This window comes from Thauera sp. WH-2 (assembly GCF_048321015.1).
GTDB lineage: Bacteria > Pseudomonadota > Gammaproteobacteria > Burkholderiales > Rhodocyclaceae > Thauera.
Map to the genome: position 1 here is coordinate 506877 of NZ_JBLWFG010000001.1, position 25682 is coordinate 532558.

At 64.4% G+C, this 25682-nt stretch carries 27 protein-coding genes and 2 tRNA genes; 1 reads left to right on the forward strand and 28 read right to left on the reverse strand.

The features are described from left to right. Positions 1-780, forward strand: coding sequence for a DUF2189 domain-containing protein (locus tag ACNKW1_RS02415; RefSeq protein ID WP_418363002.1), 780 nt, complete (start codon positions 1-3; stop codon positions 778-780). Positions 781-827: 47 nt separating this feature from the next. Here ACNKW1_RS02415 and rpoS read toward each other — a convergent pair whose 3' ends face one another. From rpoS to pheA, 28 genes are all read right to left on the reverse strand, one after another. Further along, positions 828-1763, reverse strand: a complete 936-nt coding sequence (gene rpoS, locus ACNKW1_RS02420) for an RNA polymerase sigma factor RpoS (RefSeq protein ID WP_418363003.1) — start codon at positions 1761-1763, stop codon at positions 828-830. Between the two features lie 12 nt (positions 1764-1775). Next, positions 1776-2618, reverse strand: coding sequence for a peptidoglycan DD-metalloendopeptidase family protein (locus ACNKW1_RS02425; protein WP_418363004.1), 843 nt, complete (start codon positions 2616-2618; stop codon positions 1776-1778). Positions 2619-2634: 16 nt separating this feature from the next. Then, on the reverse strand, positions 2635-3285 hold the full coding sequence (locus tag ACNKW1_RS02430; protein WP_418363005.1) for a protein-L-isoaspartate(D-aspartate) O-methyltransferase: 651 nt from the start codon (positions 3283-3285) through the stop codon (positions 2635-2637). Next, positions 3285-4028 (reverse strand): 5'/3'-nucleotidase SurE, encoded by a 744-nt coding sequence (gene surE / locus ACNKW1_RS02435; RefSeq protein ID WP_418363006.1) that lies wholly within the window; start codon positions 4026-4028, stop codon positions 3285-3287. The genes ACNKW1_RS02430 and surE overlap by 1 nt, the downstream gene beginning before the upstream one ends. A 118-nt stretch (positions 4029-4146) precedes the next feature. Further along, a tRNA-Pro gene (locus tag ACNKW1_RS02440) sits at positions 4147-4223 on the reverse strand. Between the two features lie 59 nt (positions 4224-4282). After that, a complete protein-coding gene (locus tag ACNKW1_RS02445; protein ID WP_418363007.1) occupies positions 4283-4663 on the reverse strand; it encodes a MerR family transcriptional regulator in 381 nt (126 codons plus the stop codon). Beyond that, a complete protein-coding gene (locus ACNKW1_RS02450; protein ID WP_418363008.1) occupies positions 4644-4949 on the reverse strand; it encodes an integration host factor subunit alpha in 306 nt (101 codons plus the stop codon). Before ACNKW1_RS02450 ends, ACNKW1_RS02445 begins: the two co-directional genes overlap by 20 nt. Before the next feature lies 1 nt (position 4950). Then, the gene (pheT, locus tag ACNKW1_RS02455; RefSeq protein ID WP_418363009.1) at positions 4951-7341 is read right to left on the reverse strand and encodes a phenylalanine--tRNA ligase subunit beta; all 2391 of its coding nucleotides are present in this window, start codon (positions 7339-7341) and stop codon (positions 4951-4953) included. Positions 7342-7391: 50 nt separating this feature from the next. Continuing rightward, a complete protein-coding gene (pheS, locus tag ACNKW1_RS02460; protein ID WP_418363010.1) occupies positions 7392-8423 on the reverse strand; it encodes a phenylalanine--tRNA ligase subunit alpha in 1032 nt (343 codons plus the stop codon). A 134-nt stretch (positions 8424-8557) separates the two neighbouring features. Further along, positions 8558-8917 carry a 50S ribosomal protein L20 gene (gene rplT, locus ACNKW1_RS02465; protein ID WP_320364630.1) on the reverse strand — a complete coding sequence of 120 codons (360 nt, stop codon included), beginning with the start codon at positions 8915-8917 and terminating at the stop codon, positions 8558-8560. A 12-nt stretch (positions 8918-8929) separates the two neighbouring features. Beyond that, positions 8930-9127, reverse strand: coding sequence for a 50S ribosomal protein L35 (gene rpmI, locus ACNKW1_RS02470; protein WP_004299086.1), 198 nt, complete (start codon positions 9125-9127; stop codon positions 8930-8932). 140 nt (positions 9128-9267) lie between these two features. Then, a complete protein-coding gene (gene infC, locus ACNKW1_RS02475; RefSeq protein ID WP_418363350.1) occupies positions 9268-9789 on the reverse strand; it encodes a translation initiation factor IF-3 in 522 nt (173 codons plus the stop codon). A 28-nt stretch (positions 9790-9817) separates the two neighbouring features. Continuing rightward, the gene (thrS, locus tag ACNKW1_RS02480) at positions 9818-11737 is read right to left on the reverse strand and encodes a threonine--tRNA ligase (RefSeq protein ID WP_418363011.1); all 1920 of its coding nucleotides are present in this window, start codon (positions 11735-11737) and stop codon (positions 9818-9820) included. 182 nt (positions 11738-11919) lie between these two features. Then, a tRNA-Val gene (locus ACNKW1_RS02485) sits at positions 11920-11996 on the reverse strand. Between the two features lie 67 nt (positions 11997-12063). Further along, positions 12064-12306 carry a GlsB/YeaQ/YmgE family stress response membrane protein gene (locus tag ACNKW1_RS02490; RefSeq protein WP_418363012.1) on the reverse strand — a complete coding sequence of 81 codons (243 nt, stop codon included), beginning with the start codon at positions 12304-12306 and terminating at the stop codon, positions 12064-12066. Between the two features lie 25 nt (positions 12307-12331). Next, complete coding sequence (locus ACNKW1_RS02495) at positions 12332-13138, reverse strand: 3'-5' exonuclease (protein WP_418363013.1); 807 nt, start codon at positions 13136-13138, stop codon at positions 12332-12334. Then, complete coding sequence (locus ACNKW1_RS02500; protein ID WP_418363014.1) at positions 13138-13566, reverse strand: YdbL family protein; 429 nt, start codon at positions 13564-13566, stop codon at positions 13138-13140. The genes ACNKW1_RS02495 and ACNKW1_RS02500 overlap by 1 nt, the downstream gene beginning before the upstream one ends. Then, positions 13563-13757, reverse strand: coding sequence for a hypothetical protein (locus tag ACNKW1_RS02505; RefSeq protein WP_418363015.1), 195 nt, complete (start codon positions 13755-13757; stop codon positions 13563-13565). Before ACNKW1_RS02505 ends, ACNKW1_RS02500 begins: the two co-directional genes overlap by 4 nt. A gap of 23 nt (positions 13758-13780) precedes the next feature. Next, positions 13781-15796, reverse strand: a complete 2016-nt coding sequence (locus tag ACNKW1_RS02510) for a hypothetical protein (RefSeq protein ID WP_418363016.1) — start codon at positions 15794-15796, stop codon at positions 13781-13783. Between the two features lie 25 nt (positions 15797-15821). Then, on the reverse strand, positions 15822-16712 hold the full coding sequence (gene cysM, locus ACNKW1_RS02515; RefSeq protein WP_418363017.1) for a cysteine synthase CysM: 891 nt from the start codon (positions 16710-16712) through the stop codon (positions 15822-15824). Positions 16713-16779: 67 nt separating this feature from the next. Further along, on the reverse strand, positions 16780-17955 hold the full coding sequence (gene lapB / locus ACNKW1_RS02520; RefSeq protein ID WP_418363018.1) for a lipopolysaccharide assembly protein LapB: 1176 nt from the start codon (positions 17953-17955) through the stop codon (positions 16780-16782). A 7-nt stretch (positions 17956-17962) separates the two neighbouring features. Then, a complete protein-coding gene (locus tag ACNKW1_RS02525; RefSeq protein WP_418363019.1) occupies positions 17963-18271 on the reverse strand; it encodes a LapA family protein in 309 nt (102 codons plus the stop codon). Between the two features lie 87 nt (positions 18272-18358). Beyond that, positions 18359-18646: an integration host factor subunit beta gene (locus tag ACNKW1_RS02530; protein WP_418363020.1), complete on the reverse strand. Its 288-nt coding sequence runs from the start codon at positions 18644-18646 to the stop codon at positions 18359-18361. Positions 18647-18657: 11 nt separating this feature from the next. Beyond that, positions 18658-20361: a 30S ribosomal protein S1 gene (rpsA, locus tag ACNKW1_RS02535; RefSeq protein WP_418363021.1), complete on the reverse strand. Its 1704-nt coding sequence runs from the start codon at positions 20359-20361 to the stop codon at positions 18658-18660. A 103-nt stretch (positions 20362-20464) separates the two neighbouring features. After that, positions 20465-22414, reverse strand: a complete 1950-nt coding sequence (locus tag ACNKW1_RS02540) for a bifunctional 3-phosphoshikimate 1-carboxyvinyltransferase/cytidylate kinase (protein ID WP_418363022.1) — start codon at positions 22412-22414, stop codon at positions 20465-20467. A 52-nt stretch (positions 22415-22466) separates the two neighbouring features. After that, the gene (locus ACNKW1_RS02545) at positions 22467-23354 is read right to left on the reverse strand and encodes a prephenate dehydrogenase (protein WP_418363023.1); all 888 of its coding nucleotides are present in this window, start codon (positions 23352-23354) and stop codon (positions 22467-22469) included. Positions 23355-23365: 11 nt separating this feature from the next. Next, entirely contained in the window at positions 23366-24463 is a 1098-nt protein-coding gene (hisC, locus tag ACNKW1_RS02550; RefSeq protein ID WP_418363024.1) for a histidinol-phosphate transaminase, read from the reverse strand. Between the two features lie 99 nt (positions 24464-24562). Further along, positions 24563-25630 carry a prephenate dehydratase gene (gene pheA, locus ACNKW1_RS02555; protein ID WP_418363025.1) on the reverse strand — a complete coding sequence of 356 codons (1068 nt, stop codon included), beginning with the start codon at positions 25628-25630 and terminating at the stop codon, positions 24563-24565. Positions 25631-25682: the final 52 nt, after the last annotated feature.

The window sequence follows — 25682 nt, forward strand, 5'->3', positions numbered from 1 at the left end:
ATGTCCGGCCCCCAACACAGCTCCGAACTGCGCGACGCCGACCTGCGCCCTGCCCCGATCTCGCTCTCCGACATCGGTTCCGCGTTACGCTTCGGCTTCGATCAGTTCCGCAGCATTCCCTTGCTGAGCATGGGCTTCGCCCTGCTCTTCGTCGCCATTGGTCTTGCGCTGTTCACGGCTCTTGAGTTCGGAGAGATCGCGCCGATGAGCCTCTCGCTCGCAGGCGGCTTCATGCTCGTCGGACCGATCCTGCTCGCCGGCTTCTTCGCGGTTTCGGACAAGTTGCGCCACGGCAGGCACGCAGTGTTCAGCGACATCTGGGAGGGTTTTCGGCGCATGCCACGGGGGGGCTGGGTCGTGTCCTTCGTGTGCGGGCTGCTATTCCTGATCTGGATCACCGACGCAGGCATCCTGTACGGCTTCATGGTGGGGAGCGAGCCGATCGGATTTCTGCGCCTGCTGAACATCGAAGCCATGGTGGTCAATTACGCTGCCTGGAGTGCGATCATGGGTGCGGTGCTCGCGTTCATCCTGTTCACGGTTTCGGCATTCTCGATCCCGCTGATCTACGATGGCCGGGCGCAACTGGTTTCGGGCGTGGTGGCAAGCGCACGCGCGGTGTTCGGGCGTTTCGGGGTCGTCATGTGCTGGGCGTTAGTGCTCGCCGGGGTGATCATGCTCAGCGTGCTGGTATTACCGCTGCTGCTGGCGACCCTGCCTGTGATGGCCTACGCGAGCAGGGAATTCTACTTCCGCGTGTTCCCGCTGGAGCGCAGCTGAGCGCTAACGGGGCAGCCGGACGACACCGTCGGCGCAGCCCTGCACCCCTACAGCAGCGCGTCACGTGAGATGCCGTGGCGCTTGAGGATGCGCCGTAACTGACCAAGCGCCTCGAGCTGAATCTGTCGCACGCGCTCGCGCGTGAGTTCCAGGCGCGAGGCGAGCTCCTCCAGTGTCAGCAACTCGCACTCGTCGATCCCGTAGCGGTGACGAATGACCATGCGCTGCTTCTCGCTCAGCATGCCGAGCCATTCGCGCACGAGCTTGCCGAGCTCCGCGTTCTGGATCTGGGTATCGGCCGGGAGCTGATGGTCGTCGGCGAGCGACTCGCCGATGGAAAGGCTCGGGTCGATATCCAGTGGCGCATCGAGCGAGGCCGTGTGTTCGCTCAGCGCGAGAAGCCTGCGCACATCCTCGACCGGGCGACCGAGTTCCCTCGCGACAGTCTCGAGCGTCGAATCACTCCCCACGCAGGCCTCGAGGTTGCGCTGTGCCCGCAGTACCTGGTTGAGCTCCTTCACCACATGCACCGGAAGCCGGATCGTGCGCGACTGGTTCATGATCGCGCGCTCGATGTTCTGGCGGATCCACCACGTGGCATAGGTGGAGAAACGGAAGCCGCGCTCGGGGTCGAACTTCTCCAGCGCATGCATCAGGCCAAGATTACCCTCCTCGACCAGATCGAGCAGCGGTATGCCGCGATTGAGGTAGTGCTTGGCGATATTGACGACCAGGCGCAGGTTGCGCTCGATCATCGTCTGCCGGGCCTCGAAGTCGCCCGCGCTTACACGGCGGGCGATGGCAAGCTCTTCCTCTGCAGTCAGCAGCGGGTTTGCACCGATCTCGTTGAGGTAGAGCTGGGTGACGTCGCTGAAGAAATCATTCTCGACGACCGGCTGGGGCTGCGCGGCGAAAACCTCGACTTCAGGAGGAAGGTCCGGTTCCTGTATCTCAAGTTCATCGAGATTTCCCGCTTCTTCCATGCCCCTGCTCCGTCATCGTGCCGGCAAGTACCCCGACGGGTCGACCGCCTTGCCTTGCTTGCGGATCTCGAAATGCAGCTTGGGACGGTCCGCTTCCGAACTGCCAAGCTCTGCGATCTTCTGCCCCTGCTCGACCTGGTCGTCTTCCTTCACGAGCAATTTGTCATTGTGCGCGTAAACGGAGTTGTACTCCTGATTATGCTTGATCACAATCAGCTTTCCGTAGCCGCGAAGTCCGCTGCCTGCATAGACGACCTTGCCGGGCGCAGCTGCATAGACCGGATCCCCGACCTGCCCACCGATGTCCAGCCCCTTGTTCGAGGCTTCGTTGAATCCGGCGATTACGGCGCCCCCCGAAGGCCACTTCCACTGCCCGCTGGGTGCGGCCGTCTGCGGCGTTGCAGGCGCTGTGGGCACAGGCACCGGGGCCATCGGCTCGGTCAGCGGCGCGCGCCCTCCCAAAGGCTCGCGCACGATCGGCACCGCTGCTGACTCACCGCCGGGCACAGGAACGGGCGTGGTTTGCACCGCGCCGCCCGGCGCAGCAATTGCGACCGTCGCAGTTCCCGGGGGCGCGACGCGGATCATCTGCCCAACCTGGATCTGGTTCGGATCGGTAACGCCGTTCCAGGCGACCAGGTCGGGCAGGGTCACGCCGTACTGCCGGGCGATACCGAGCAGGGTGTCGCCCTGGCGAACCGCATGATAGCCGGTCACAGGCACCGGCGAAGAGGCAGGCCCCGTTGCGGAAGGCAGGCCACTGCTGTCGCGCACCGGCGCGGTCACCTGCGAGGCGCACCCCGCGCCGAGCAGTGTGACCATAGAGAGAATCAAGTAGCTTGCACGTATCTGCATCAGTTAATACCGTCGTTCATTCCGTACCACCGAGCAGCGGCACGAAGCGGACCGCTTCGAACCAGCTTTCCCGGAACACATTCCCCTGTCTTTCGACCAGCAGCAGGCGCTGATCGGCGCCACCGACCGGAACGATCAGCCGTCCGCCGGGCGCAAGCTGTTGCTTGAGCGCAGGCGGCAGGCCCGCCGCACCAGCGGCTACGATGATGCTGTCGAACGGAGCCGCTTCCGGAAGACCGAGGTTACCGTCGGCAAGTTTCAGCCGTACATTGGGCAAGCGCAATGGACGTAGGTTCGAACGCGCCCGGTCGAGCAGCCCGCGAATACGTTCGACGGCATAGACTTCGGTCGCCAGCAGCGACAGCACGGCAGCTTGGTAGCCGCAGCCCGCGCCGACCTCCAGCGTGCGGCCCAGCTCGCGACCCGCACGCAGCAACTCGATCATGCGGGCCACGACATAGGGCTGAGAGATCGTCTGCTGGAATCCGATCGGCAAGGGCGTATCGTCATAAGCGCTGAACCCCAGCCCCTCGTCGACGAAGGCGTGCCGGGGCACCGCCTGCATGGCGGACAGCACCCGCTCGTCGCGGATGCCCTGAGTGCGCAAGCGCTCGACCATGCGTGCGCGGGCGCGCGAGGCCTGACCGGCGTCTGCAGTCCTGTTCATCAGAGCTTGAGCCAGTCGAAGACCGGCGCGACCAGGCCGGTATGGGTGAGATCGATCTGCAGCGGCGTCACCGAAACAGCGCCGTTGGCGACCGCGTGAAAGTCGGTGCCCTCTCCCGCATCGGCGGCCTCACCCGCTGCGCCGATCCAGTAAACCGTCTCGCCGCGCGGGGTCTGGCTACGCACTACGGGCTCGGCCTTGTGCCGTTTGCCCAGGCGCGTCACCCGCACGCCACGCAGGCGCTCGTACGCCACATCGGGCACGTTCACATTCAGCAGAACCGGCTGCGGAAAGGGATTGCGCATGAAGCGTTCGGCAAGGTCGCGTGCCACGCGTGCGGCGGCCGTGAAATCGGTTGCCGACTTGCTCACCAGGGAAACCGCGATCGAAGGCACTCCGAGCAGAAAGCCCTCCGTGGCCGCGGCCACGGTGCCCGAATAGACGGTGTCGTCACCCATGTTCGCGCCGTGATTGATTCCCGAAACCACCATGTCGGGCAGGTGGTCGAGCATACCGGTGACGGCGAGATGCACGCAGTCGGTGGGCGTGCCGTTCACATGATAGAAACCGTTGGACGTTCGCTTGAGCGACAGCGGGCGATCGAGCGTGAGCGAATTGCTCGCACCGCTGCGATCGCGCTCGGGGGCGACCACGGTCACCTCACCCAGCGTCGACAGCGCTTCGGCGAGCGCCGCGATCCCCGGTGCGAAATAGCCGTCGTCGTTGCTGACCAGGATACGCATTCGAGATCCATGCGGGGGCCGTTACACGGCCGGAAGCGGGATGTTAGCACACCGTCTTGAGGGTGCCTGATACGCAGCAGAAAACAAAAAACCGGCCGGAGCCGGTTCTTTTGTCGATTGGTCGGGGCGGCGGGATTCGAACTCGCGACCCCTTGCACCCCATGCAAGTGCGCTACCAGGCTGCGCTACGCCCCGACACAAGCCGCCATTATAGCAGCGGTTTCCAGATTTACCAGTTCTACGTAAAAAACGCTTCAGTTACGCAAGCGGTCGAGCGTCTGCACGATTTCAACCCGCAAATCCCGCACCAAAGCCTTGTAACGCTCGAGCTCAAGCTCGCTTTCCTGAGCGTGAATCGCCGATTCGCCGAGGCGGTTGCGTGCACCAGAGATCGTGAAGCCTTCCTGGTACAGCAGGTGGCGGATACGCCGGATCAGCAGCACCTCGTGATGCTGGTAGTAGCGCCGGTTGCCACCGCGCTTAACGGGCTTCAGCTGGGTGAATTCCTGCTCCCAGTAACGCAGCACATGGGGCTTCACGCAGCACAGATCGCTCACCTCTCCGATCGTGAAATAGCGCTTTGCCGGAATCGGCGGCAGTTCCTGATCCTGAATTTCAGGGCTGCTTGCTTGCATCGCTGAGTCGCTCCACCGCGGCCTTGAGTTTCTGGCTGGCATGGAAAGTGACCACACGCCGCGCGGTGATCGGAATTTCCTCGCCCGTCTTGGGATTGCGCCCGGGGCGCTGAGGCTTGTCGCGCAACTGGAAGTTGCCGAAGCCCGACAGCTTGACGCTGTCGCCGCGCTCCAGAGCAGTCCGGATTTCCTCGAAGAAGCCCTCGACCATGTCCTTGGCCTCACGCTTGTTCAGGCCGACCTGTTCGAACAGCAGATCGGCGAGTTCCGCCTTGGTCAGGGTCATGTCACCCCCCCGTGCCACGCAGGCGGGCGCCAAGCTGTGCCTCGGCCTGCCTGACGAGCGAATCGATGGCCGAATCCACTTCGGCGTCTTCGAGCGTGCGATGAGTATCTTGCATCGATATCCGGAAGGCAAGGCTCTTCTTGTCCGGATCGATGCCCTTGCCATGATAGACGTCGAACAGGGCGATCTCGCGGACCTGCTCGGGCGCAGCGGCACGCAACACCTCGAGCACCCGCTCGACCGGAACCTCGACCCCGATCACGAGGGCGAGATCCCTGCGTACTGCAGGCATGCGGGAAACCTCTGCATAGGCCGGCACACGGCCGGCGAGCACGGCATCCAGTTCGATCTCGAAGACCACTGGCGCACTGCCCAGTTCGTAGCGCTGCACCCACACCGGGTGGATTTCACCAACCACACCGACCACATGACCGTCGAGCCACACCGTGGCTGCACGCCCGGGGTGAAGAGCCGGATGCGAGACAGGCGTGAAGCTCGGCACGCGCGGCGCGAGCAAGGCCTCGAGGTCGCCCTTGATGTCATAGAAATCGACGCTGCGGGCACGCTCGCCCCACTGTTCGGGCAACGCCGGACCCGCAGCCAGCGCGGAAACCTTCATCCGCTGCTGGAAACCGCTCACGGGCTCGCCATCGGCCTTGCGCTCGAACACGCGCGCCACCTCGAACACACGTACACGGTCGATCTGGCGCTTGCGGTTGGTCACAAGGCTTCCCACCAGCCCGGGGATCAGGCTCGAACGCATCACACTGAGCTGGCTTGCGATCGGGTTTGCAAGGCGGATGGGGTCCTGGTTGGCGCAGAAGTCGCGCTCCCAGGCCTCCTCGACGAAGGCGAAGTTGACGACCTCCTGGTAGCCTCGCGCGGCAAGCAAGCGCCGCACCGCCCACACCGGGCGGGCGCGCTCGGTGCTGGGCAGCATCATCAGGCTGCCCTGGGGCGCCACCGCCGGGATGTTGTCATAGCCGTAGAGGCGGGCGATCTCCTCGACCAGGTCTTCCTCGATCTCGATGTCGAAACGCCACGATGGCGGAGTCACCACGAAATCGTCGCCTTCGCGCTCGACCCGCAGGTGCACGCGCTGCAGCAGCGCGAGCATCGCGTCATCTTCGAGCCCAATGCCGAGCACGCGTCGCGCGCGCGCCGGACGCAGCCGCACCGGCCTGCGCTGCGGCAGATCCTGCGCGGCGACCGCCTCCACCACCGGCCCGGCGTCACCCCCGCAGATGTCGAGCACCAGGCGCGTGGCGCGCTCAAGCGCGGTGCGGGCGAGTTCAGGGTCCACCCCGCGCTCGAAACGGTGAGAAGCATCCGAGGAAAAGCCGTAGCTGCGCGCACGACCGGCGATCGCGTCGGGCGCGAAGAAGGCGCTCTCCAGGAAAATCTCGGTGGTCTCCGGCGTCACTCCACTGTCTTCACCACCCATGATCCCGGCAAGCGCCAGGGCGCGCGCCTCGTCAGCGATCAGCAGCGTGTCGGCGGTCGGGGTCACGCTCTGCTCGTTGAGCAGCAGCACCTGTTCTCCGCTTCGCGGCAGGCGGACGTGGATGGCGCCGTGCAGTTTCGTGTTGTCGAAGGCGTGCAGGGGCTGGCCAAGCTCGAGCATGACGTAGTTGGTGATGTCGACCAGCGCGCTGATCGAGCGGATGCCGCTGCGCACCAGCCGGCGCACCATCCATTCGGGCGTGGGCGCCTCGGCGTTCACCCCGGACAGCACACGGCCGCAATAACGCGGGCAGGCCTGCGGGGCGTCGAGCACGATGGCGCGCGTCGCTTCGCCGCGCGCCGGAACAGCCTCGACAGGCTCCAGCCGGAGCGCACTGCCGGTGATCGCCGCGACTTCGCGCGCGACCCCGGTGAGACTCAGGCAATCCGCACGGTTGGGCGTGAGCTTGATCGTGAACAGGGTGTCGTTCAAGCCGAGGTATTCGCGAATGTCGGTACCGATCGGCGCATCTTCGGGCAAGACGTGCAAGCCGCCGTGATCTTCCGAAAGGCCGAGTTCGCGTGCGGAGCACAGCATGCCGAAGGACTCGACGCCGCGCAGCTTGGCCTTCTTGATCTCGAAATCGCCGGGGAGCGTCGCGCCGACCACGGCGCAAGGCACCTTCATTCCGACCGCGGCATTGGGTGCGCCGCAGACGATCTGCAGCAACTCGCCGCTGCCCGCATCCACCTTGCAGAGCTTGAGCTTGTCGGCGTTGGGGTGCTTATCCGCTTCGACGATCTGCGCGACCACCACCCCGCTGAAGGCAGGTGCGGCAGGGTCGGCTTCTTCCACCTCGAGACCAGCCATGGTCAGCAGATGGCCGAGTCCGGCACTGTCCAGTTGCGGATCGACGAAGGTCCGCAGCCACTGTTCTGAGAATTGCATGATTCGATTACCCGGATTGCGTGGGGGGGGCGAGGTGTGAGCACCCGTACTCAGCGGAACTGGCTCAGGAAGCGCAGATCACCTTCAAAGAACAGGCGCAGGTCGTTCACGCCATACCGCAGCATGGTGAGGCGGTCCGGCCCCATGCCGAAAGCGAAGCCGGTATAGCGCTCGGGGTCGATGCCACCGAAACGCAGCACGTTCGGATGAACGACGCCACAGCCGGCGATCTCGAGCCAGCGCCCCTTGAGCGCGCCGCTCATGAAGGCCACGTCGATCTCGGCCGAAGGCTCCGTGAACGGGAAGAAGGAGGGACGGAAGCGGACCTGCAGGTCATCGGTCTCGAAGAAACGACGCAGGAAATCGGCGATCACCCCCTTTAGGTCGGCAAAGCTGACCGTCTCGCCAACCCACAGGCCTTCAACCTGATGGAACATCGGCGAATGGGTGGCATCGGAGTCGACCCGGAATACGCGCCCCGGAGCAATGATGCGCAGATCCGGCATGGCGTCGGAAGCGCGGTGGCGCTCGACATGGGCCAGCATCGCGCGCACCTGCACGGGGCTGGTGTGGGTGCGCAGCAGCACATCCTCACGCCCTTCGAGGTAGAAGGTGTCGTGCATCGAGCGCGCGGGGTGATTCTCCGGCGTATTGAGTGCGGTGAAGTTGTGCCAGTCGGTTTCGATCTCGGGGCCATCCGCAACGACGAAGCCGATCGAGCCGAAAAGCTGCTCGATCCGCTCAAGCGTGCGGCTGACCGGATGCAGGCCGCCCTGTACCCCGCCTCGTCCGGGAAGCGTGACGTCGAGCGCCTCGGCGGCGAGCTGCGCATGCAGCGATGCCTCACGCAGGGCATTTCGCCGCGCCTCCAGTTCGGCCTCCACCGCCGTCTTGGCGGCATTGATGGCGGCACCGGCTTCACGGCGCGCGTCCGGCTCGAGTTTTCCGAGCGATTTCAGGCGTTCGGTGAGCGCCCCGGCCTTGCCCAGGTAGCGCGCCTTCGCCTGTTCGAGCTGCGCGCTGTCGGCGGCAGCGGCAAAATCGGCTGCGGCCTGTCGTACCAGTTGATCGAGCTGTTCCATGTCCCTGCCCTGGCGGAGTACGGTGTTGCGGATGGGGCCAAGCTGCGGCCACGCATCGGGAATTCGGTGGTTCGAAAGACAACGGCTCAGAAAAAAAAAGGAGGCCAGGCCTCCTTTTTTCGAGCTGCGAAGACTTACGCAGCGAGTTTGGCCCGGGCCTGCTCGGCAATTGCGGCAAAAGCCGGCTTGTCGAACACGGCCAGGTCGGCCAGCACCTTGCGGTCGATCTCGATCGCAGCCTTCTTCAGGCCGTTCATGAAGGTGCTATAGGTCAGCCCCAGTTCGCGCGCGGCGGCGTTGATACGCGCAATCCACAGGGTACGGAACTGGCGCTTGCGCTGACGGCGGTCGCGGTAGGCATATTGACCCGCCTTCATCACCGCCTGCTTGGCGATGCGATAGACGTTCTTGCGACGGCCGCGATACCCCTTGGCCTGGGAAAGGACTTTCTTGTGACGAGCGCGGGCGGTTACACCACGTTTAACGCGAGGCATTGCGGTCTCCTATCAAGCGTACGGAAGCATGGCGCGGATCAGCTTTTCATCTGCCGCATGCACTTCGGTCATGCCGCGCAGGTGACGCTTCACCTTCGTCGTCTTCTTGGTCAGGATGTGGCGCTTGAACGCCTGGGACCGCTTGATCCCGCCGCTGGAGCGGACCTTGAAGCGCTTCTTCGCTCCGCTCTTGGTCTTCATCTTGGGCATTACGGATACTCCAATGTTTTTGGATGACACCAGGTAGCGCCGACATCCGGCGCATTTTGTTACCCGGCACCACTTGTTTTCCGCCCGGCAGCTCACGCCACCCGACGGTCTTGCCCCTTTCGAGGCAAATTCTGTACAGCTCAGATCTTCTTCTTCGGCGCGATGACCATGATCATCTGACGCCCTTCCATCTTGGGCATCTGTTCGACCTGACCGAGTTCTTCCAGGTCGGCCTTCACACGCTCCAGCTGACGCAGACCGAACTCCTGGTGTGCCATCTCACGTCCGCGGAAGCGCAAGGTGACCTTGCACTTGTCGCCTTCTTCCAGGAAGCGCTTGAGGTTGCGCAGCTTGATCTGGTAGTCGTTCTCGTCGGTACCCGGGCGGAGCTTGACCTCCTTCACCTGCACCTGTTTCTGCTTGAGTCGGGCTTCGTGGGCCTTCTTCTGTTCCTGATACTTGAACTTGCCGAAATCCATCAGCTTGGCGACCGGCGGTGCAGCCATCGGAGCGATTTCGACCAGATCCAGCCCAGCCTCTTCGGCCATGTTCAGGGCTGCGTTCAGGGACACGATTCCGAGCTGCTCGCCTTCTTCGCCAACCAGCCGGAGCTCGGGCGCGTTGATCTCCCTATTTACGCGCTGTTTTTTTTCTTGAGCGATGGTTCAACTCTCCACGAAAACCACAAAATCAGACCGAACCGGCCTTCGCTTCTTCTTCGCGACGCCAGCGTTCGATCAGCGAATCGAGGGACATTTGGCCAAGATCCTGGCCACCTCGGGCACGCACGGCCACCAGGCCCGCCGCCTTTTCCTTCTCACCAATCACGAGCAGGTAAGGCAGCTTCTGCACGCTATGTTCGCGGATTTTATAGTTAATCTTCTCGTTGCGCAAATCAGCCTCGACACGAAAACCCGCCTTCTTCAGCTTGGTCGCCACTTCCGCAGCATAGTCCGCCTGCCCCTCCGAGATGTTCATCACCGCAGCATGCTGCGGCGCGAGCCACATCGGCATCGCGCCCGCGTAATGTTCGATCAAAATGCCGGTGAAGCGCTCCAGCGAACCGAACAAGGCGCGATGCAGCATGACCGGGCGCTTGCGCGCGTTATCCTCGGCCACGTAAGAGATGTCGAAGCGCTCGGGCAGATTCATGTCGACCTGCAGCGTGCCGCACTGCCAGTCACGGCCGATCGTGTCGCGCAGCACGAACTCGAGCTTGGGACCATAGAAGGCGCCCTCGCCCGGGAACAGCTCGTAGGCCATGTCCATGTGTTCGAGCGCCGATGCCAGCGCACCTTCGAGCTTGTCCCAGGTCTCGTCCGTGCCGATCCGGTTCTCCGGGCGTGTAGACAGCTTGATGCGCACGTTGTCGAAGCCGAAGTCCTTGTAGATGTCGAGGATCAGGCGCACGACATCCTTGCACTCCTGCTCCATCTGCGCCTCGGTACAGAAGATGTGCGCGTCGTCCTGAGTGAAGTGGCGCACGCGCAGCAGGCCGTGCAGCGCGCCCGAAGGCTCGTAGCGGTGCACCTTGCCGAATTCGGCCATGCGCAGCGGCAGGTCGCGGTAGCTCTTCAGCCCCTGAGCGAACATCGACACCGCACCGGGACAGTTCATCGGTTTCAGCGCGAAGACCCGCTCGTCCTCGGTCGTGGTGGTGAACATGTTCTGGCGGTAGTTCTGCCAGTGGCCGGAGGTTTCCCACAGCGCACGGTCCATCACGTCCGGCGTATTGACCTCGACGTAGCCCGCCTCTTCCTGACGGTCCCGCATGTAGTCGATCAGCGTGTTGAACAGGCGCCAGCCCTTCGGATGCCAGAACACTGCGCCCGGCGCCTCGTCCTGGAAGTGGAAGAAGTCGAGCTGCTGACCCAGCTTGCGGTGGTCACGCTTCTCGGCTTCCTCGAGCATGTGCAGGTAGCCGTCGAGCTCGTCCTTCTTCGCCCACGCCGTGCCATAGATGCGCTGCAGCATCTCGTTCTTGGAGTCACCACGCCAGTAGGCGCCGGCGAGCTTGGTGAGCTTGAACACCTTGAGCTTGCCGGTCGAGGGTACGTGCGGACCGCGACAAAGGTCGATGAAGTCCCCCTGACGGTAGAGCGAAACGTCTTCGCCAGCCGGGATCGACGCGATGATCTCGGCCTTGTAATGCTCCCCGATGTCCTTGAAGAATGCGACCGCCTTGTCGCGCGGCCAGACCTCGCGATGCACCGTGATCTCGCGCTTCGCAATCTCAGCCATGCGTGCCTCGATTGCTGCGAGGTCGTCGGGCGTGAAGGGGCGTTTGTAGGAAAAATCGTAGTAGAAGCCGTTCTCGATCACTGGCCCGATCGTCACCTGTGCATCGGGGAACAGTTCCTTGACCGCATGCGCGAGCAGATGCGCCGTCGAGTGCCGGATGATCTCGAGCCCCTCGGGTGTCTTGTCGGTAACGATGGCGAGATCTGCATCGGTCTCGAGCCGATGGGAAAGATCGACGAGCCGGTCGCCAACGCGACCAGCCAGGGCGGCCTTGGCCAGGCCGGCACCGATCGAGGCCGCGACCTCGGCCACGGTAACCGCATGATCGAAGCTACGCACGGAACCGTCGGGGAGCGTGATGTTGGGCATGACTATGGCCTCGGGCTGATGACGTCCTGCGCGCGCGGCGCGCAGGACGGGCATAAAAAACGTGGACGAAAAAAAAGCGCGGTCTGGCGCGCTTTTTTCTCTTTTAGCAGACAAGCGGAGCCGACCTGTTCAGTATCCCGCCGAAGTGGTAGTTCGGAACATATTGATCAACTCCTGAATCTTGGTAGGCGCGATTGGATTCGAACCAACGACCCCCACCATGTCAAGGTGGTGCTCTAACCAACTGAGCTACGCGCCTGCTGAAGTCCCGCATTATAGGCACTGCAAAAATCTTGTCAAAGACTTTTTGCAGTGCACCGCACGTTTCATTTCTTCAGGCGCGTCACCGCAAACAGAATCACGAACGCGCCGACGACAGCACCAATGAAGCCGGCACCTTCGCCGGCATGGTAGATGCCCAAGGCCTGACCGCCATAGGTCGCCACGAGCGAACCGGCAATGCCGAGCAAGGCGGTCATGATGAGCCCCAGCCCATCCTTGCCCGGATGCAGCAGGCGTGCGACCAAGCCAACGATGAGACCGATGAGGATGGTGTAGAGGATGCCCATGAGATTTTCTCCTTCTTGGCTCGATTTACGCTGCGCCGGCCGTATCTTCGGCTGGCCAGGCTTCCAGGAATGCCTTCCAGTGGGGCGCTTCCAGCCGGCCCAACGCCTCTCGCACAACCCGCTTTTCCGCCGCCCAGGATGGGGCATCGAGGTGCCCGCGCATGCGCTCGAAGCGCAGGTATACCAGATAAGTATTAACCACGTCGGTTTCACAGTAGTCGCGGATCTCCGCGATCCGCCCCTCCTGCCACGCCTGCCAAACCGCTGAGCCGTCCATGCCGAGCTTGCCAGGGTAGCCCATGAGCTTGGCGAGGTCGTCGAGGGGCGCGTTCGCGCGCGGCTGATACATCGCCAGCAGGTCCATCAGGTCGAGATGACGGCTGTGATAGCGGCTGATGTAGTTGTTCCACTTGAAATCGCGTGAGTCGTGATAGTCGCCCTCGCCCTGATCCCAGTATCGCGGGGCGGACACACCATGCATCATGCCGCGGTAATGCAGCACCGGCAGGTCGAAGCCGCCACCGTTCCAGGAAACGATCTGCGGCGAGTATCGTTCGATGCCGTCGAAAAAGCGCTGGATGATCTCGCCTTCGCTGGCATCCGGCTCGGAGAGCGAGAACACACGAAAGTGCTGGGCATCACGCAGCACACACGAGATCGTCACCACCCGTTGCAAGTGGTGCGGCAGGAAGTCGTTGCCATGGCTGGCGCGCCGCTGCTGGAACGCCCATTCGGCGACCTCGTAGTCGGACAGTTCGGCCGGCAGATCCTCCAGCGCCCGAATACCGGCCACATCGGGAATGGTCTCGATGTCGAAGATCAGGACTGGCATTACTTGCGTGCCCACCCGCCGCCGGTCTGCACCCACCAGCCCGCTTGGGCGCGGTCGATCCATCGCTGGGCGAACGTTCGGCGCACATCGGCTTCCCATTCCGGATGGCCGTTGGCGCGCGCGATTTCCCGGTACAGGGCGGACCGGTCCGCATTCTCCGCGGCGATCAGTGCATTCACCTGACCGCGCTGCGCCAGCGGAACGCCGCCCGCGTCGCGGAGCGCCACGCTGCCGTCTGCCGCGAGACCAACCGCTCCCGAGGCATACAGCGGCGCAAGGCCCACATGGCGCTGCTGCATCGACTGTTTGAGCGCCGCGATGGCCGGGGTGTTGATTTCCAGATTGCCCTGGGCATGCGCGGCGCCGGCGAGCGACAGCACTGCCATCACGACGAACAGCCAATGCATGAGCACGGATGCGGGTTTCATTTCGTTCCTCCCTGGGTGTCCGGTGCTGCAGGCGCCTCGGGCGCAGCTTCACGCAATTGCCACACCTCGTCGATGATTCGGTCGGCAGCCTTCTCAGCGGCGGCGGCCGGAAAGTAGATGTTGATCGTGACGCAGGCGGACGCCGACAAAGCGACGACTGCGGCAAAAAGGTAGCGCGATGCGGGGTTCATGTGCTCGTCCTGCAGGTTGCGGGTCAGTGCAGCTCGGGCGAGACGTTTTCGTCGATCACCCGCTGCAGACGATCGACCAGCTCGTTCCAGTCCACGCGCCGATTGTAGCCGATGACATCCAGCGCCGGGACGCCCCCTCCGCGCACGATCACAAAGCCACCGTCGCTGCGCTGCACGCCCTCCACGCCGCCCATGGCGCAAACCCCGTCGCGCAGCACACAGCGCAGAGCGAGTTCGCGGTAACCGAAGCTGTCGAAGAATCCGATCAATCCCCGCTGCAGCGCAGCCAGCGCGCCGGCACCGCCCAGCGCGCTGATATTCTCGACCGCACGCTGGCTGATGCGGCGTCGATACTCGCCCGGACTGCTGGCTATGCGCGCGTCGAAGGCCACCGGACACCAACGCGCCAGCTCGAGGCCACGCACATCCGCGTCAACGAATCCTGTGATGTTGCCGAAGCTGAAGGTTTCGGTGAGCTGATGCAGATCCAGATGGCGGGCCTCGATATCAGCGCTCAGGTGCGAAGCCACGCCAAAGGGCTCGAGCAGACGCAGACCGGTCGCCTGCAGGTAGCCATCGAACACGGAAACCACCAATGCCCCATCGAGCGCGATCTCCCCGGGATTCGCCCGCACCCCTGGCAGCGATGCCGAGAGCACGCCCGACATTTCCGGCAGGTCGAGCGCTGCGGTAAGCGCGCGCATCGAAACCGGCTCGATGACGACGCTCGCGCGACCTTCCCAGTGCCCGGCCCCGCGCTTGAGCCCGAACTCGTCGATGACCAGCGCGCCATCCAGGAGGGGGATCTCCATGCGAGCGAAGGATGCGTGTTCGGGCGCCAGATGCGCCTCGATAGAGAAGGCGCCGAGTGCGAGCTTCTCCCAATACCCGCCGCCGACCGCCACCCGCATCTCCGTGGGCTGCGTTCGCGACCAGGAACCACCGCCAACCAGCGGCCCAAGCCCCACACCTTCGCCGCCTGCGGCGCCGCGAAGCCCGAGCACCGCCTCATCGAGCTGCAGCGTCAGCCCCTCCACAACACCTGCGCGCATCTCGAGCCTGACATCTGCACGCCCACTGAAGCGCAACCTGTCCACCTGCGCGGGAAACAGCAGGGGCGCCAGCCAGCGCTTCCCCGCCCGGTCGAGGTCGATGCCCTGCAAGGAAAACTCCAGTCGCTCAAGCCCAGGTGGATCCAACACAAATGCGGACTCGGCACGCACACGCTCCACGCCGTCGACCGCGAGCACCGCCTCATGGACCCGCAATCTCCCTGCGTGCAGCGTGCCGCGAGCCTCCAGTGCGGGTCCGGACTCCAGGTACAGAGGATGCACGTAGGCTGCGCCAGCCACCCAGCGCGCACCGACCGACCAGGACCAGGCGCTGCCCTGCTCCGTTGCATCCAGGTGCACCGCAAACGCGAGCGCCTCCGCGGCAAGGAGCCCATCCGCGGATGCGAAGCCGCCCTCCTCCAGTTGTGCATTCAGCGTCAGCCGCCTTCGTGCGGGATCCCAGGCCACCGCGCCATTCAGCTTCGCAACCGGATTCAGTCCCTTCAACTGCACCGGGAGTGCTCCAGCGAAAGGTGCGGCCACGGCAAGCAGTGCATCCAACTCCACACCAGAGAAAAGCACGCTTGTCGCACCCGTGCGGTCGAGCGCTGCTTCGATCAGACCGTCACCGAGCCGGGCGACCACACGGACATCACCACGCTCGAAGGCTGCCTCGACCGCAAACCGGAGCGGTAGCACCTTTCCATCGAGCTGAAGTCGTCCCTCGTCGCAGCGAAAACCCTGCACATCCAGGCGGGCGCTGGCGCAGCGCAACGTTGGCGCCGACCACTCACGGCCCGCAAACCGCGCGCTGCGCGCCCTCAGCAGCAGCGTGCCATCGGCCTCGAAGCGCAGTTGCAGACCACCCATCGTGGCGACCGGATGCCGGATCTCACCGATCTCCAGCGCAATGCGCTGCACACCCCAAACGCCGCCGGCCCACAACACGCAGGCGAGCAGCGCGAGCCAACCCCACGTGCCGCGCACAGGCACGCGCCCGCTCTGCGCTCGCTCAGGCCGGAAAGACACCTGTGGACAGATAGCGGTCGCCGCGGTCGCACACTATGGACACGATCACCGCGTTCTCGACCTCGGCGGCGAGGCGAAGCGCCACATGCATCGCACCACCGGAAGAAATGCCGGCAAAGATGCCTTCCTCACGCGCGAGTCGTCGCGTCATATCCTCCGCATCGGCCTGACTCACCGGCTCGAAGCGATCGACCCGCGGACGCTCGAAGATCTTCGGCAAGTAGGCCTCGGGCCACTTCCGGATGCCCGGTATCTGCGAGCCTGGCTCAGGCTCGCAGCCCACGATGCAGATCTCCGGATTCCGTTCCTTCAGGAAACGCGAAGTCCCCATGATGGTGCCCGTCGTCCCCATGGAGCTGATGAAGTGCGTGATCCGCCCACCCGTCTGCTCCCAGATCTCGGGGCCGGTGCCTTCGTAATGCGCGATCGGGTTGTCCGCATTGGCGAACTGATCAAGGATGATGCCACGCCCCTCGTCACGCATCCTCTCGGCGATGTCGCGCGCCATTTCCATGCCACCCGAGGCCGGAACCAGCACGAGTTCCGCACCGAAGGCGCGCATCGTCTGGCGGCGCTCGATGCTCTGATTCTCCGGCATGACCAGAATCATGCGATAGCCACGCATGGCCGCTGCCATCGCGAGGGCGATGCCGGTGTTGCCGCTCGTCGCTTCGATCAGGGTATCGCCGGGCTTGATCACCCCGCGCGCTTCCGCACGCATCACCATGGAAAGTGCGGGGCGATCCTTGACCGAGCCGGCAGGGTTGTTTCCTTCCAGCTTGGCCAGGATCACATTGTTGCGTCCTGCGTTGATGCGCTTGAGACGCACCAGCGGCGTGTGCCCGACGTAATCTTCCAGCGTCCTGAATTCCATTTTTGCCCTGTCGAGTGGAGTTCGTCGGCGCGAGATCGCCCGACAGGCCCACCGGGTTCGCCGCGCTTCAAGGCGTCAGGTCGAACTCTTCGGTGCGCCGGGGTGGATAGGTTTCCCAGCCACCGCAGGCTGGGCATCGCCAATGGAACTGGCGCGCCTTGAAACCGCAAGCGTCGCAGCAATAGCGTGCGACCCGGCGGGTGTGGCCATGGATGAGTTGCTTGACGAGTTCGATGTCGCTGCGCTGCTCGGCAGGTGCCGCAAGGACCGCCGCCTCAAGCAGCTTGTCGAGCCCGAGCAGGGTCGGGTTGCGGCGCAATTCCTCGCGCACGAGTTCATACGCCGCCCTGGGCCCTTCACGCTCCAGTTCCCAATGGAAAAGCTCGTCGAGCAGATCGAGCGAGGGGTGCGCGGCAAGCCAGGCGCGCAGAAGCTGATGACCCTCGCCTAACCGCCCCAGCCTGCCGTAGGCGTCCATGATGCGCTCGGCAACCAGCGAGAGGTAGACGGGGCTCTGATTCTCGATACGCTTCCAGGCCTCGAGCGCCTCCGCATCCCGCCCCTGCGCCGCGTGGAGGTCGCCGAGCAGAATGCTCGCGCGCACGCTCTGTCGATTGACGGCGAAGGCGTCCTCGACGTGGCGCCGAGCGTCCTCGAAACGCGAATTCGCCATGGCGTTTGCGGCGAGCTCGCAGTGGAAGTTCGCCATTTCGCTGCGCCACATCACGCCTTCATGCTCGGGCAGGGCCCGCGCGACTTCGATCGCTTTTGCCCAGTCCTTCTCCTGCTGGTAGATCTCGAGCAGGTAGCGCAGGGCGACGTCGTTTGCACGCGTCTCGCGCAGGCGCAAAAAGGCCGCTTCCGCACGATCGAGCAGACCGGCCTTGAGGAAGTCCTGGCCGAGTTCGCCAAGCGCCTGCAGGCGGTGCTCCTCGCTGATGTCCTCGCGATCCACAAGCAACTGGTGGATGCGTATCGCGCGGTCAGTCTCCCCTCGGCGGCGAAAGAGGCTACCGAGAGCGAAGTGGAGCTCGACCGTCTGCGGGTCGATGCGGACCGCCTCGACGAAGGCGTCGATCGCCTTGTCCGGCTGCTCGTTGAGCAAGAAGTTCAGCCCGCTTAGATAGGAGCGCGGTAGCGCTCGGGACTCCTGCACCACCTGGCGGATGTCGATCCGTGCCGCGAGCCAGCCGAGACCGAAGAACAGCGGCAGCGCAAGCAACCACCAGAGTTCGATTTCCATGCTGCGATCAGGGCACCGGTGTCTGGGCTTGTGCGCCGGAGACAACGACCTCGGTGGAAGCCTTCGAGCGCTCCGCCAGTTCGAGTTGGCGGCGCAGCCGGGAAATCTCGCGGCGCTGGCGCACGAGCGATGCAAGCGTTGCCGTCACACCCATCAAGGCGCCGGCCGCAAAGCTCACCAGAATCACGAATACGAGAGGCAACTGCCACTGGTTGCCGAAGAAGAAGTTCAGCGTGACCAGATGGTCGTTCTTGATCGCGAACCCGAACAGCAGAAAGAACAGCAGCAGGCGGATGAACCAGATGATTGCGCGCATGGCCGGCATTATCCCCGAGCGATGAACAAAAAAGAAGGCGACCTCGGTCGCCCCTCATTATTGCCTGTAAAACCGATCGCCGCGCGGTCAATTTCCGCCGACGTCCACCCTTTCGCGCAATTCCTTGCCCGCCTTGAAGTGCGGAACGTATTTTTCCGGCACATGGACCTTCTCGCCGGATTTCGGATTGCGCCCCGTACGGGGCGGACGATAGTTCAGCGCAAAGCTACCAAACCCGCGGATTTCGATGCGATCACCGCGCGCAAGCGCATCGGTCATCGCATCGAGAATCATCTTGACCGCGTAATCGGCGTCCTTGGCGACCAGTTGGGGAAAACGCTCCGCCAGCCGGACGATCAGCTCCGATTTGGTCATGACCGGTCGGATTACTGCTTCTGCTCGTTCAGCTTGGCCTTGAGCAGAGCGCCCAGGTTGGTCGTACCCGCCGAAGCAGCACTCTCCGAAGCAAGCTTGTTCATGGCCTCGGACTGCTCCGCCTGATCCTTGGCGCGGATCGACAGGCTGATCGAGCGGCTCTTGCGATCGACGTTGATCACAAGGGCCTCGACCTCGTCACCTTCCTTAAGCATGGTGGTCAGGTCATCGACGCGGTGCGGAGCGGCTTCCGAAGCGCGCAGATAGCCCTCGACTTCGTCGCCCAGCGAGATCACGGCACCACGCGCCTCGACCGACTTCACCGTGCCGCGCACGAGGCTGTTCTTCTCGTGGGTGGCGATGAAGTTGGTGTAGGGGTCACCCTCGAGCTGCTTGATGCCGAGCGAGATGCGCTCGCGCTCGACGTCGATCGCCAGCACCACGGCCTCGACCTCGTCGCCCTTCTTGAACCTGCGCACGGCGTCTTCGCCGGACTCACTCCAGGACAGGTCGGACAGGTGCACCAGACCATCGATGCCGCCTTCCAGGCCGATGAACACGCCGAAGTCAGTGATCGACTTGATCTGGCCGCGGACCTTGTCGCCCTTCTTGTGGTTGATGGCGAAATCGTCCCACGGGTTGGACATGCACTGCTTCATGCCCAGCGAGATGCGGCGGCGGTCCTCGTCGATCTCGAGGATCATCACCTCGACTTCGTCGCCCAGCTGGACGACCTTGGTCGGGTGGATGTTCTTGTTGGTCCAGTCCATTTCGGACACGTGGACCAAGCCCTCGATGCCCTGCTCGACTTCAACGAACGCGCCGTAGTCGGTGATGTTCGTGACCTTGCCGAACAGGCGGGTGCCCTGCGGGTAACGACGCGAGATGCCGACCCACGGGTCTTCGCCCAGTTGCTTGAGACCCAGCGAGACGCGGTTCTTCTCCTGGTCGAACTTGAGCACCTTGGCTTCGATCTCATCGCCGACCGACAGCACTTCGGACGGGTGACGGACACGGCGCCAGGCCAGGTCGGTGATGTGCAGCAGACCATCGATGCCGCCCAGGTCGACGAACGCACCGTAGTCGGTGATGTTCTTGACGATACCCTTGATAACGGTGCCTTCCTTGAGGGTGGAGAGCAGCTTCTCGCGCTCTTCGCCCATCGACTCTTCCAGCACGGCGCGGCGCGAAACGACCACGTTGTTGCGCTTGCGGTCGAGCTTGATGACCTTGAATTCGTATTCCTTGCCTTCGTACGGCGTGGTGTCCTTGACCGGACGCATGTCGACCAGCGAACCCGGCAGGAAGGCGCGGATGCTGTTGGTCATGACGGTCAGACCACCCTTGACGCGACCGGTGATGACGCCCTTGACCAGGGTGCCGTCGTTGAGCGCCTTCTCGAGATCGTTCCAGGCGGCGATGCGCTTGGCCTTGTCACGCGACAGACGGGTTTCACCGAAACCATCTTCCAGAGCATCGATGGCGACGTGGACGAAATCACCGACGTTGGCCTCGAGTTCGCCGCGGTCGTTGCGGAACTCCTCGATGGGCACGTAGCTTTCGGACTTCAGACCGGCGTTGACGACGACGAAGTTCTGATCGATGCGCACGACTTCGGCGGTGATGACTTCACCGGCGCGCATTTCCTGGGTGGCAAGGCTTTCCTCGAAGAGGGCGGCAAAACTTTCTTCGAAGGCGGGGGTGGCGTTGGACATAAAGGGATGATTTCCGGCACCGCCGTGGGACGGCAAACATGGTTGGTTCAAGAAAAAAAGCGCCGGAGCCCACGCTCCCGCGCGTTTTCGTTCAACCGGCGGCCTATGCTTTCTCGGCGACGAGATCGAGCACGAAACCGACCGCTTGCTCGACATTCCGTTCGGTGGTGTCAAGCAGCACGGCATCCGGCAGCTTCATCAGGGGCGCGACAGGCCGGGTGGCGTCACGCGCGTCCCGTTCCTGCAGGTCCTTCAGAAGACTTTGCATATTAGCAGGCAATCCCTTTTCGATCAACTGCTTATAACGACGTTCGGCGCGTGCCTCGGCAGAAGCCGTCAGGAAGACCTTGAGACCGGCATCGGGGAAGATCACCGAGCCCATGTCGCGCCCTTCGGCGACCAGGCCAGGGGCCACGCGGTAGTCCCGCTGGCGGTCGAAGAGGGCTGCACGCACGGCGGGTAACGCAGCCACCCGGGAGGCCCCGACCGAGCAGGTTTCGGAGCGGATCGCATCGGTGACATCGCAGTCCGTCCCCTCGCCGAGCAACACCCGCCCTCCTTCGAAGCGCGCGGGCAGTCCCGCCGCAATCGAGGCCACTGCGGCTTCGTCCTCCAGCGCAACGCCTTTGCGCAGCGCGGCCAGCGCAACGAGGCGGTAGAGCGAGCCGCTGTCGAGGTAGTGCCAGCCGAGCGCTTCCGCCACCCGCGCCGCGACCGTACCCTTGCCCGATGCCGAAGGGCCGTCGATGGCCAGCACCGGCACCGGCCGGGCGACCTGCGCGAAGGCGTCGAAATAGCCCGGAAAGGTCTTGTTCACGCACTTCGGGTCGTTGATCCGCACCCGGCACCCGCCCAGGCTCACCAGCGAGAAGCACATCGCCATGCGGTGGTCGTCATAGGTGTCGATCGCTGCTGGCTGCACGCGCTGCGGGCGTTTCACCACCAGATGGTCGGGGCCCTCCTCCACCTCCGCACCCAGCTTGCGCAGCTCGGTCGCCATCGCGGCGATACGGTCGGTCTCCTTGACCCGCCAGCTGGCAATGTTGCGCAGCCGGCAAGGCCCGTCGGCAAACAGCGCAGCAACCGCCAGCGTCATCGCTGCGTCGGGGATATGGTTGAGGTCGAGGTCGAAGGCATTCAACTTGCCTCCCTCGGGGGCCGCGGCCTCGATCCAGTTCTCGCCAAGGGTGATGCGCGCGCCGAGTTGCTCCAGCGCCTCGGCAAAACGCACGTCGCCCTGGATGCTGGACCGGCCCACGCCCTCGACCCGCACGGGCCCGCCACCGATGGCACCCGCGGCGAGGAAGTAGGACGCAGACGAGGCATCTCCTTCCACGAACACCGTACCCGGGCTGCGGTAGCGCGCTCCGCCCGGCACCATGAAGCGCACCCAGCCTTGCTGCTCCACCTGCACACCGAAGCGCGCCATCAGCTCCAGTGTGATACGGATATAGGGTTTCGAGATCAACTCCCCGACCACCTCGATTGTGGTCTCGACGCCCGTGAGCGGCAGCGCCATCAGCAGGGCGGTCAGGAACTGGCTGGACACATCGCCCCGCACCTTCACCACGCCGCCGGGGCAGATCTCCGCCGGCTTCAGATGCAGGGGTGGATAGCCTTCATTCGCAGTGCACTCGATGTCGGCGCCAAGTTGACGCAGCGCATCGACCAGGTCGCCGATCGGCCGTTCGTGCATGCGCGGCACCCCGGACAGGCGGTACTCGCCACCGGAGAGCGCCAACGCGGCCGTCAGCGGCCGGAAGGCCGTGCCCGCATTGCCGAGAAAGAGGTCGCAACGCTTGGCCGGAAAAGCCCCGCCCGCCCCGCATACGCGATAGTTCAGGCTGTCACCGTCGCGCTGCCATTCGACCCCAAGGGCGCGCAGCGCTTCAAGCATGCGCTCCACGTCATCGGACAGCAGCAGATCGCGAATGTCCGTCTCACCTTCGGCGAGCGCAGCGAGCAGCAGCACACGGTTGGAGATACTCTTCGAGCCGGGCAGGCGAACCGTGCCTGCGGCACCCAGCATCGGGGGCAGATCGAGAAATTCCATCTTTACCTCAACAAGAAATCCTGCGTGCCTGCAATTCGGAGCACTCACACCCTCATTCGGCGTTGCGCACCGGTAGACCTTCGGCCCAGGCATTGCGAGCCGTGCGTGCCCGCTCGAATACCGCCTCCAGCGCGTCGCCATCGGACTCGACCAGCATCATGCGCAGGCGCCCAAGCTCGGCCAGGTAGGCATCGAGTTCCCCCAGCAGTGCAACACGGTTGGCGATGCAGATGTCCCGCCACATCTCCGGATGACTGCCGGCTATACGGGTGAAATCGCGAAAACCGCTGGCCGCATGCGAGAACAGCAGCGGCGCGTTGCTACGCCCCGCGAGATCATCGACCAGCCCGAAGGCCAGCAGGTGTGGCAGATGGCTGACCGCGGCAAAAACGCGATCGTGCTCCTGCGGCGTCATGCCGACGACCATCGCGCCACACGCCTCCCAGGCCGCGCGGACCTTCTCCACCGCGGCGGGCCGGCTCTCGGGCAGCGGCGTCAGCACGACCTTGCGCCCCATGTAGAGTTCTGCAAAGGCCGCTTCGACACCGCTCTTTTCCGCCCCTGCGATCGGGTGTGCCGGCACCACGTCGGGCAAGGCATCGCCCAGATGGCGCTCGATTGCAGCGACGACGTCACGCTTGGTGCTGCCGGCGTCAGTGACGATGGTGCCGGGTTGCAGATGCGGTGCCATCGCCGCCATCACACCATCCATCTGGCCGACCGGCGCAGCCAGCAGCACGATGTCCGCACCATCGAGCGCGCTCGCCCAGTCGTCGGCGATTTCGTCGATCACGCCCAGCGCCCGCGCACGCTCCAGAGGCTCACGCCGTCGACCGATGCCGACGATGCGCTCGACCGCCTGCGCCCGCCTCAATGCAAGCGCAAAAGATCCGCCAATGAGGCCGACGCCGCAGACGACGAGCTTGCCGATCAGAGCCATTCCGCCTCCGGTCAGGCGAGCGCCTGCTTGAGCGCCGCGATGAAGCGGGCGTTCTCTTCAGCCAGGCCGACCGAAACACGCAGCCACTGCGGCATGCCATAGGCGGCGATCGGCCGCACGATCACGCCCTGACGCAGCAACGCCTGATTGACGCCCACCGCGTCGCCGACCTTGAAGGTGACGAAGTTGCCCGCCGAGGGGATCCACTCGAGCCCCAACTCGCCGAACGCCGCGGTGAGTTGCGTCATGCCGCGGCGATTGACCTCGGCCGTGCGGGCGATGAACTCCTCATCGCCAAGCGCCGCCTCGGCCGCCGCCAGGCCCACCGACGACACGTTGAAAGGCTGGCGCACCCGGTTCATCAGATCGGCCACCGCGGGATGCGTCACGCCATAACCGACACGCAGGCCCGCCAGCCCGTATGCCTTGGAGAAGGTGCGCGACACGAGCAGATTGGGGAAGCGCGCCAGCCAGGCGATCGAGTCGTAGCGCTGTTCGGGCGCAAGATATTCGGTGTAGGCCTCATCCAGCACGACGAGCACGTGACGCGGGACGCCCTCGAGGAAGGCCTCGAGTTCAGCGCCGCCGAGGAAGGTGCCGGTGGGGTTGTTCGGGTTGGCGACGAAGACCACCCGGGTCTCGGGGCGGATCGCTGCGGCCATGGCGTCGAGGTCATGACCGAAATTCTTCGCCGCCACCTCGATGCCGCGCGCACCGCGCGCATTCGTGGCAAGCGGATACACGGCGAAGGCATGACGCGAATAGACCGCCGACAGCCCCGGCGCGAGAAAGGCCTGCGAAACGAGCTCGAGAATGTCGTTCGAACCGTTGCCGACCACCAGTTGCTCGGGCTGCACACCGAGCGTGCGGCACAGCGCATTCTTGAGTGCGAAGGCGCCCCCGTCCGGGTAGCGTGCCACATCGGATACGGCGGCAATCGCGGCTTCGCGCGCCCTCGGGCTCATGCCGAGCGGGTTCTCATTGGAGGCGAGCTTGACGATGTCCGACTCGGCGATGCCCATCTCACGGGCAAGCTCCGAGATCGGCTTGCCGGGTTGATAGGCCATGATTGCACGGACATAGTCGGGGGCAAGGCTGGCAACGCTCATTGTCTTCTCCTGCTGAGGTTCGCGCGCTGGTCGCGAACCGGGTGGTGTCCGGATCCGGGTCGACTGCAGCGCCGGGGACGGCGACGCCCCCGGGCAGGCTCAGATCGCCGCGACCGGGTAGGAACCGATGATCTTCACGAACGCGGCGCGTTCACCGAGTTCACTCAGTGCTGCAGCGACCGCAGGATCCTCGCGGTGGCCGTTGATGTCGGCGTAGAACACGTACTCCCACAGCCCGGAGCGCGCCGGGCGCGACTGCAGCTTGGTCATGTCCACTCCGTGACGTGCCATCGGCTCGAGCAAGCCGTGAATGGCCCCGGGGCGATTGGGCGACGAGAACACCAGCGATGTCCGGTCATGACCCGAAGGCCCTGCATCGTGATCTGCGATGACCAGGAAACGCGTGGTGTTGTTGGGGTCATCCTCGATATTGGGCGCGAGAATGTTGAGCCCATACAGCTGTGCCGCCGCTTCGCCGGCGATGGCGCAGGACTCGGAGTCCTCGGCGGCCATGCGCGCCGCCTCGGCGTTGCTCGCAACAGGAATGCGCGGGAGGTGCGGCAGGTTGCGGTTGAGCCACTCATGGCACTGCGCCAGCGACTGCGCGTGCGAATAGATGCGCCGCGCGGCGCCGATGCCGTCCGCGCGCGACATCAGCTGCTGGTGGATGCGCAGGCGCACCTCGCCGCAGACCTTGAGCGGATTGGCAAGCAGCAGGTCGAGCGTGCCACCGACGGCGCCCTCGGTGGAATTCTCCACCGGCACCACCCCGTAGTCGGCATTGCCGGCCTCGACCGCGCGGAAGACATCATCAATCGCCGCCATCGGCATGAAGTTGGGTGCGGAGCCGAAATGCTTGCGGCTCGCGCTCTCCGAGAACGTGCCGGCGGGGCCAAGGTAGGCCACGCGCAGCGGCTGCTCGAGCCCGAGGCACGCCGACATCACCTCGCGGAAGATGGTCTTCACCGCATCCGCGGAAAGCGGACCGGGGTTGAGCTCGGCCAGGCGGCGCAACACCTGGGCCTCGCGCTCGGGGCGGTAGTACATCACCCCGCGCTTGATCTCGCCCACGCGCTGCGCGCAGCGCGCGCGCTCGGCGAGGCGGGCGAGGATCTCCTCGTCGATGCGGTCGATCTCGTTGCGCAGTTTCAGCAGTTCGTCGCTCATGCTCGGCCCGTGGCCCCTCCGGCTTGCATCCTGTTTTCGTTCCGTATTTCCG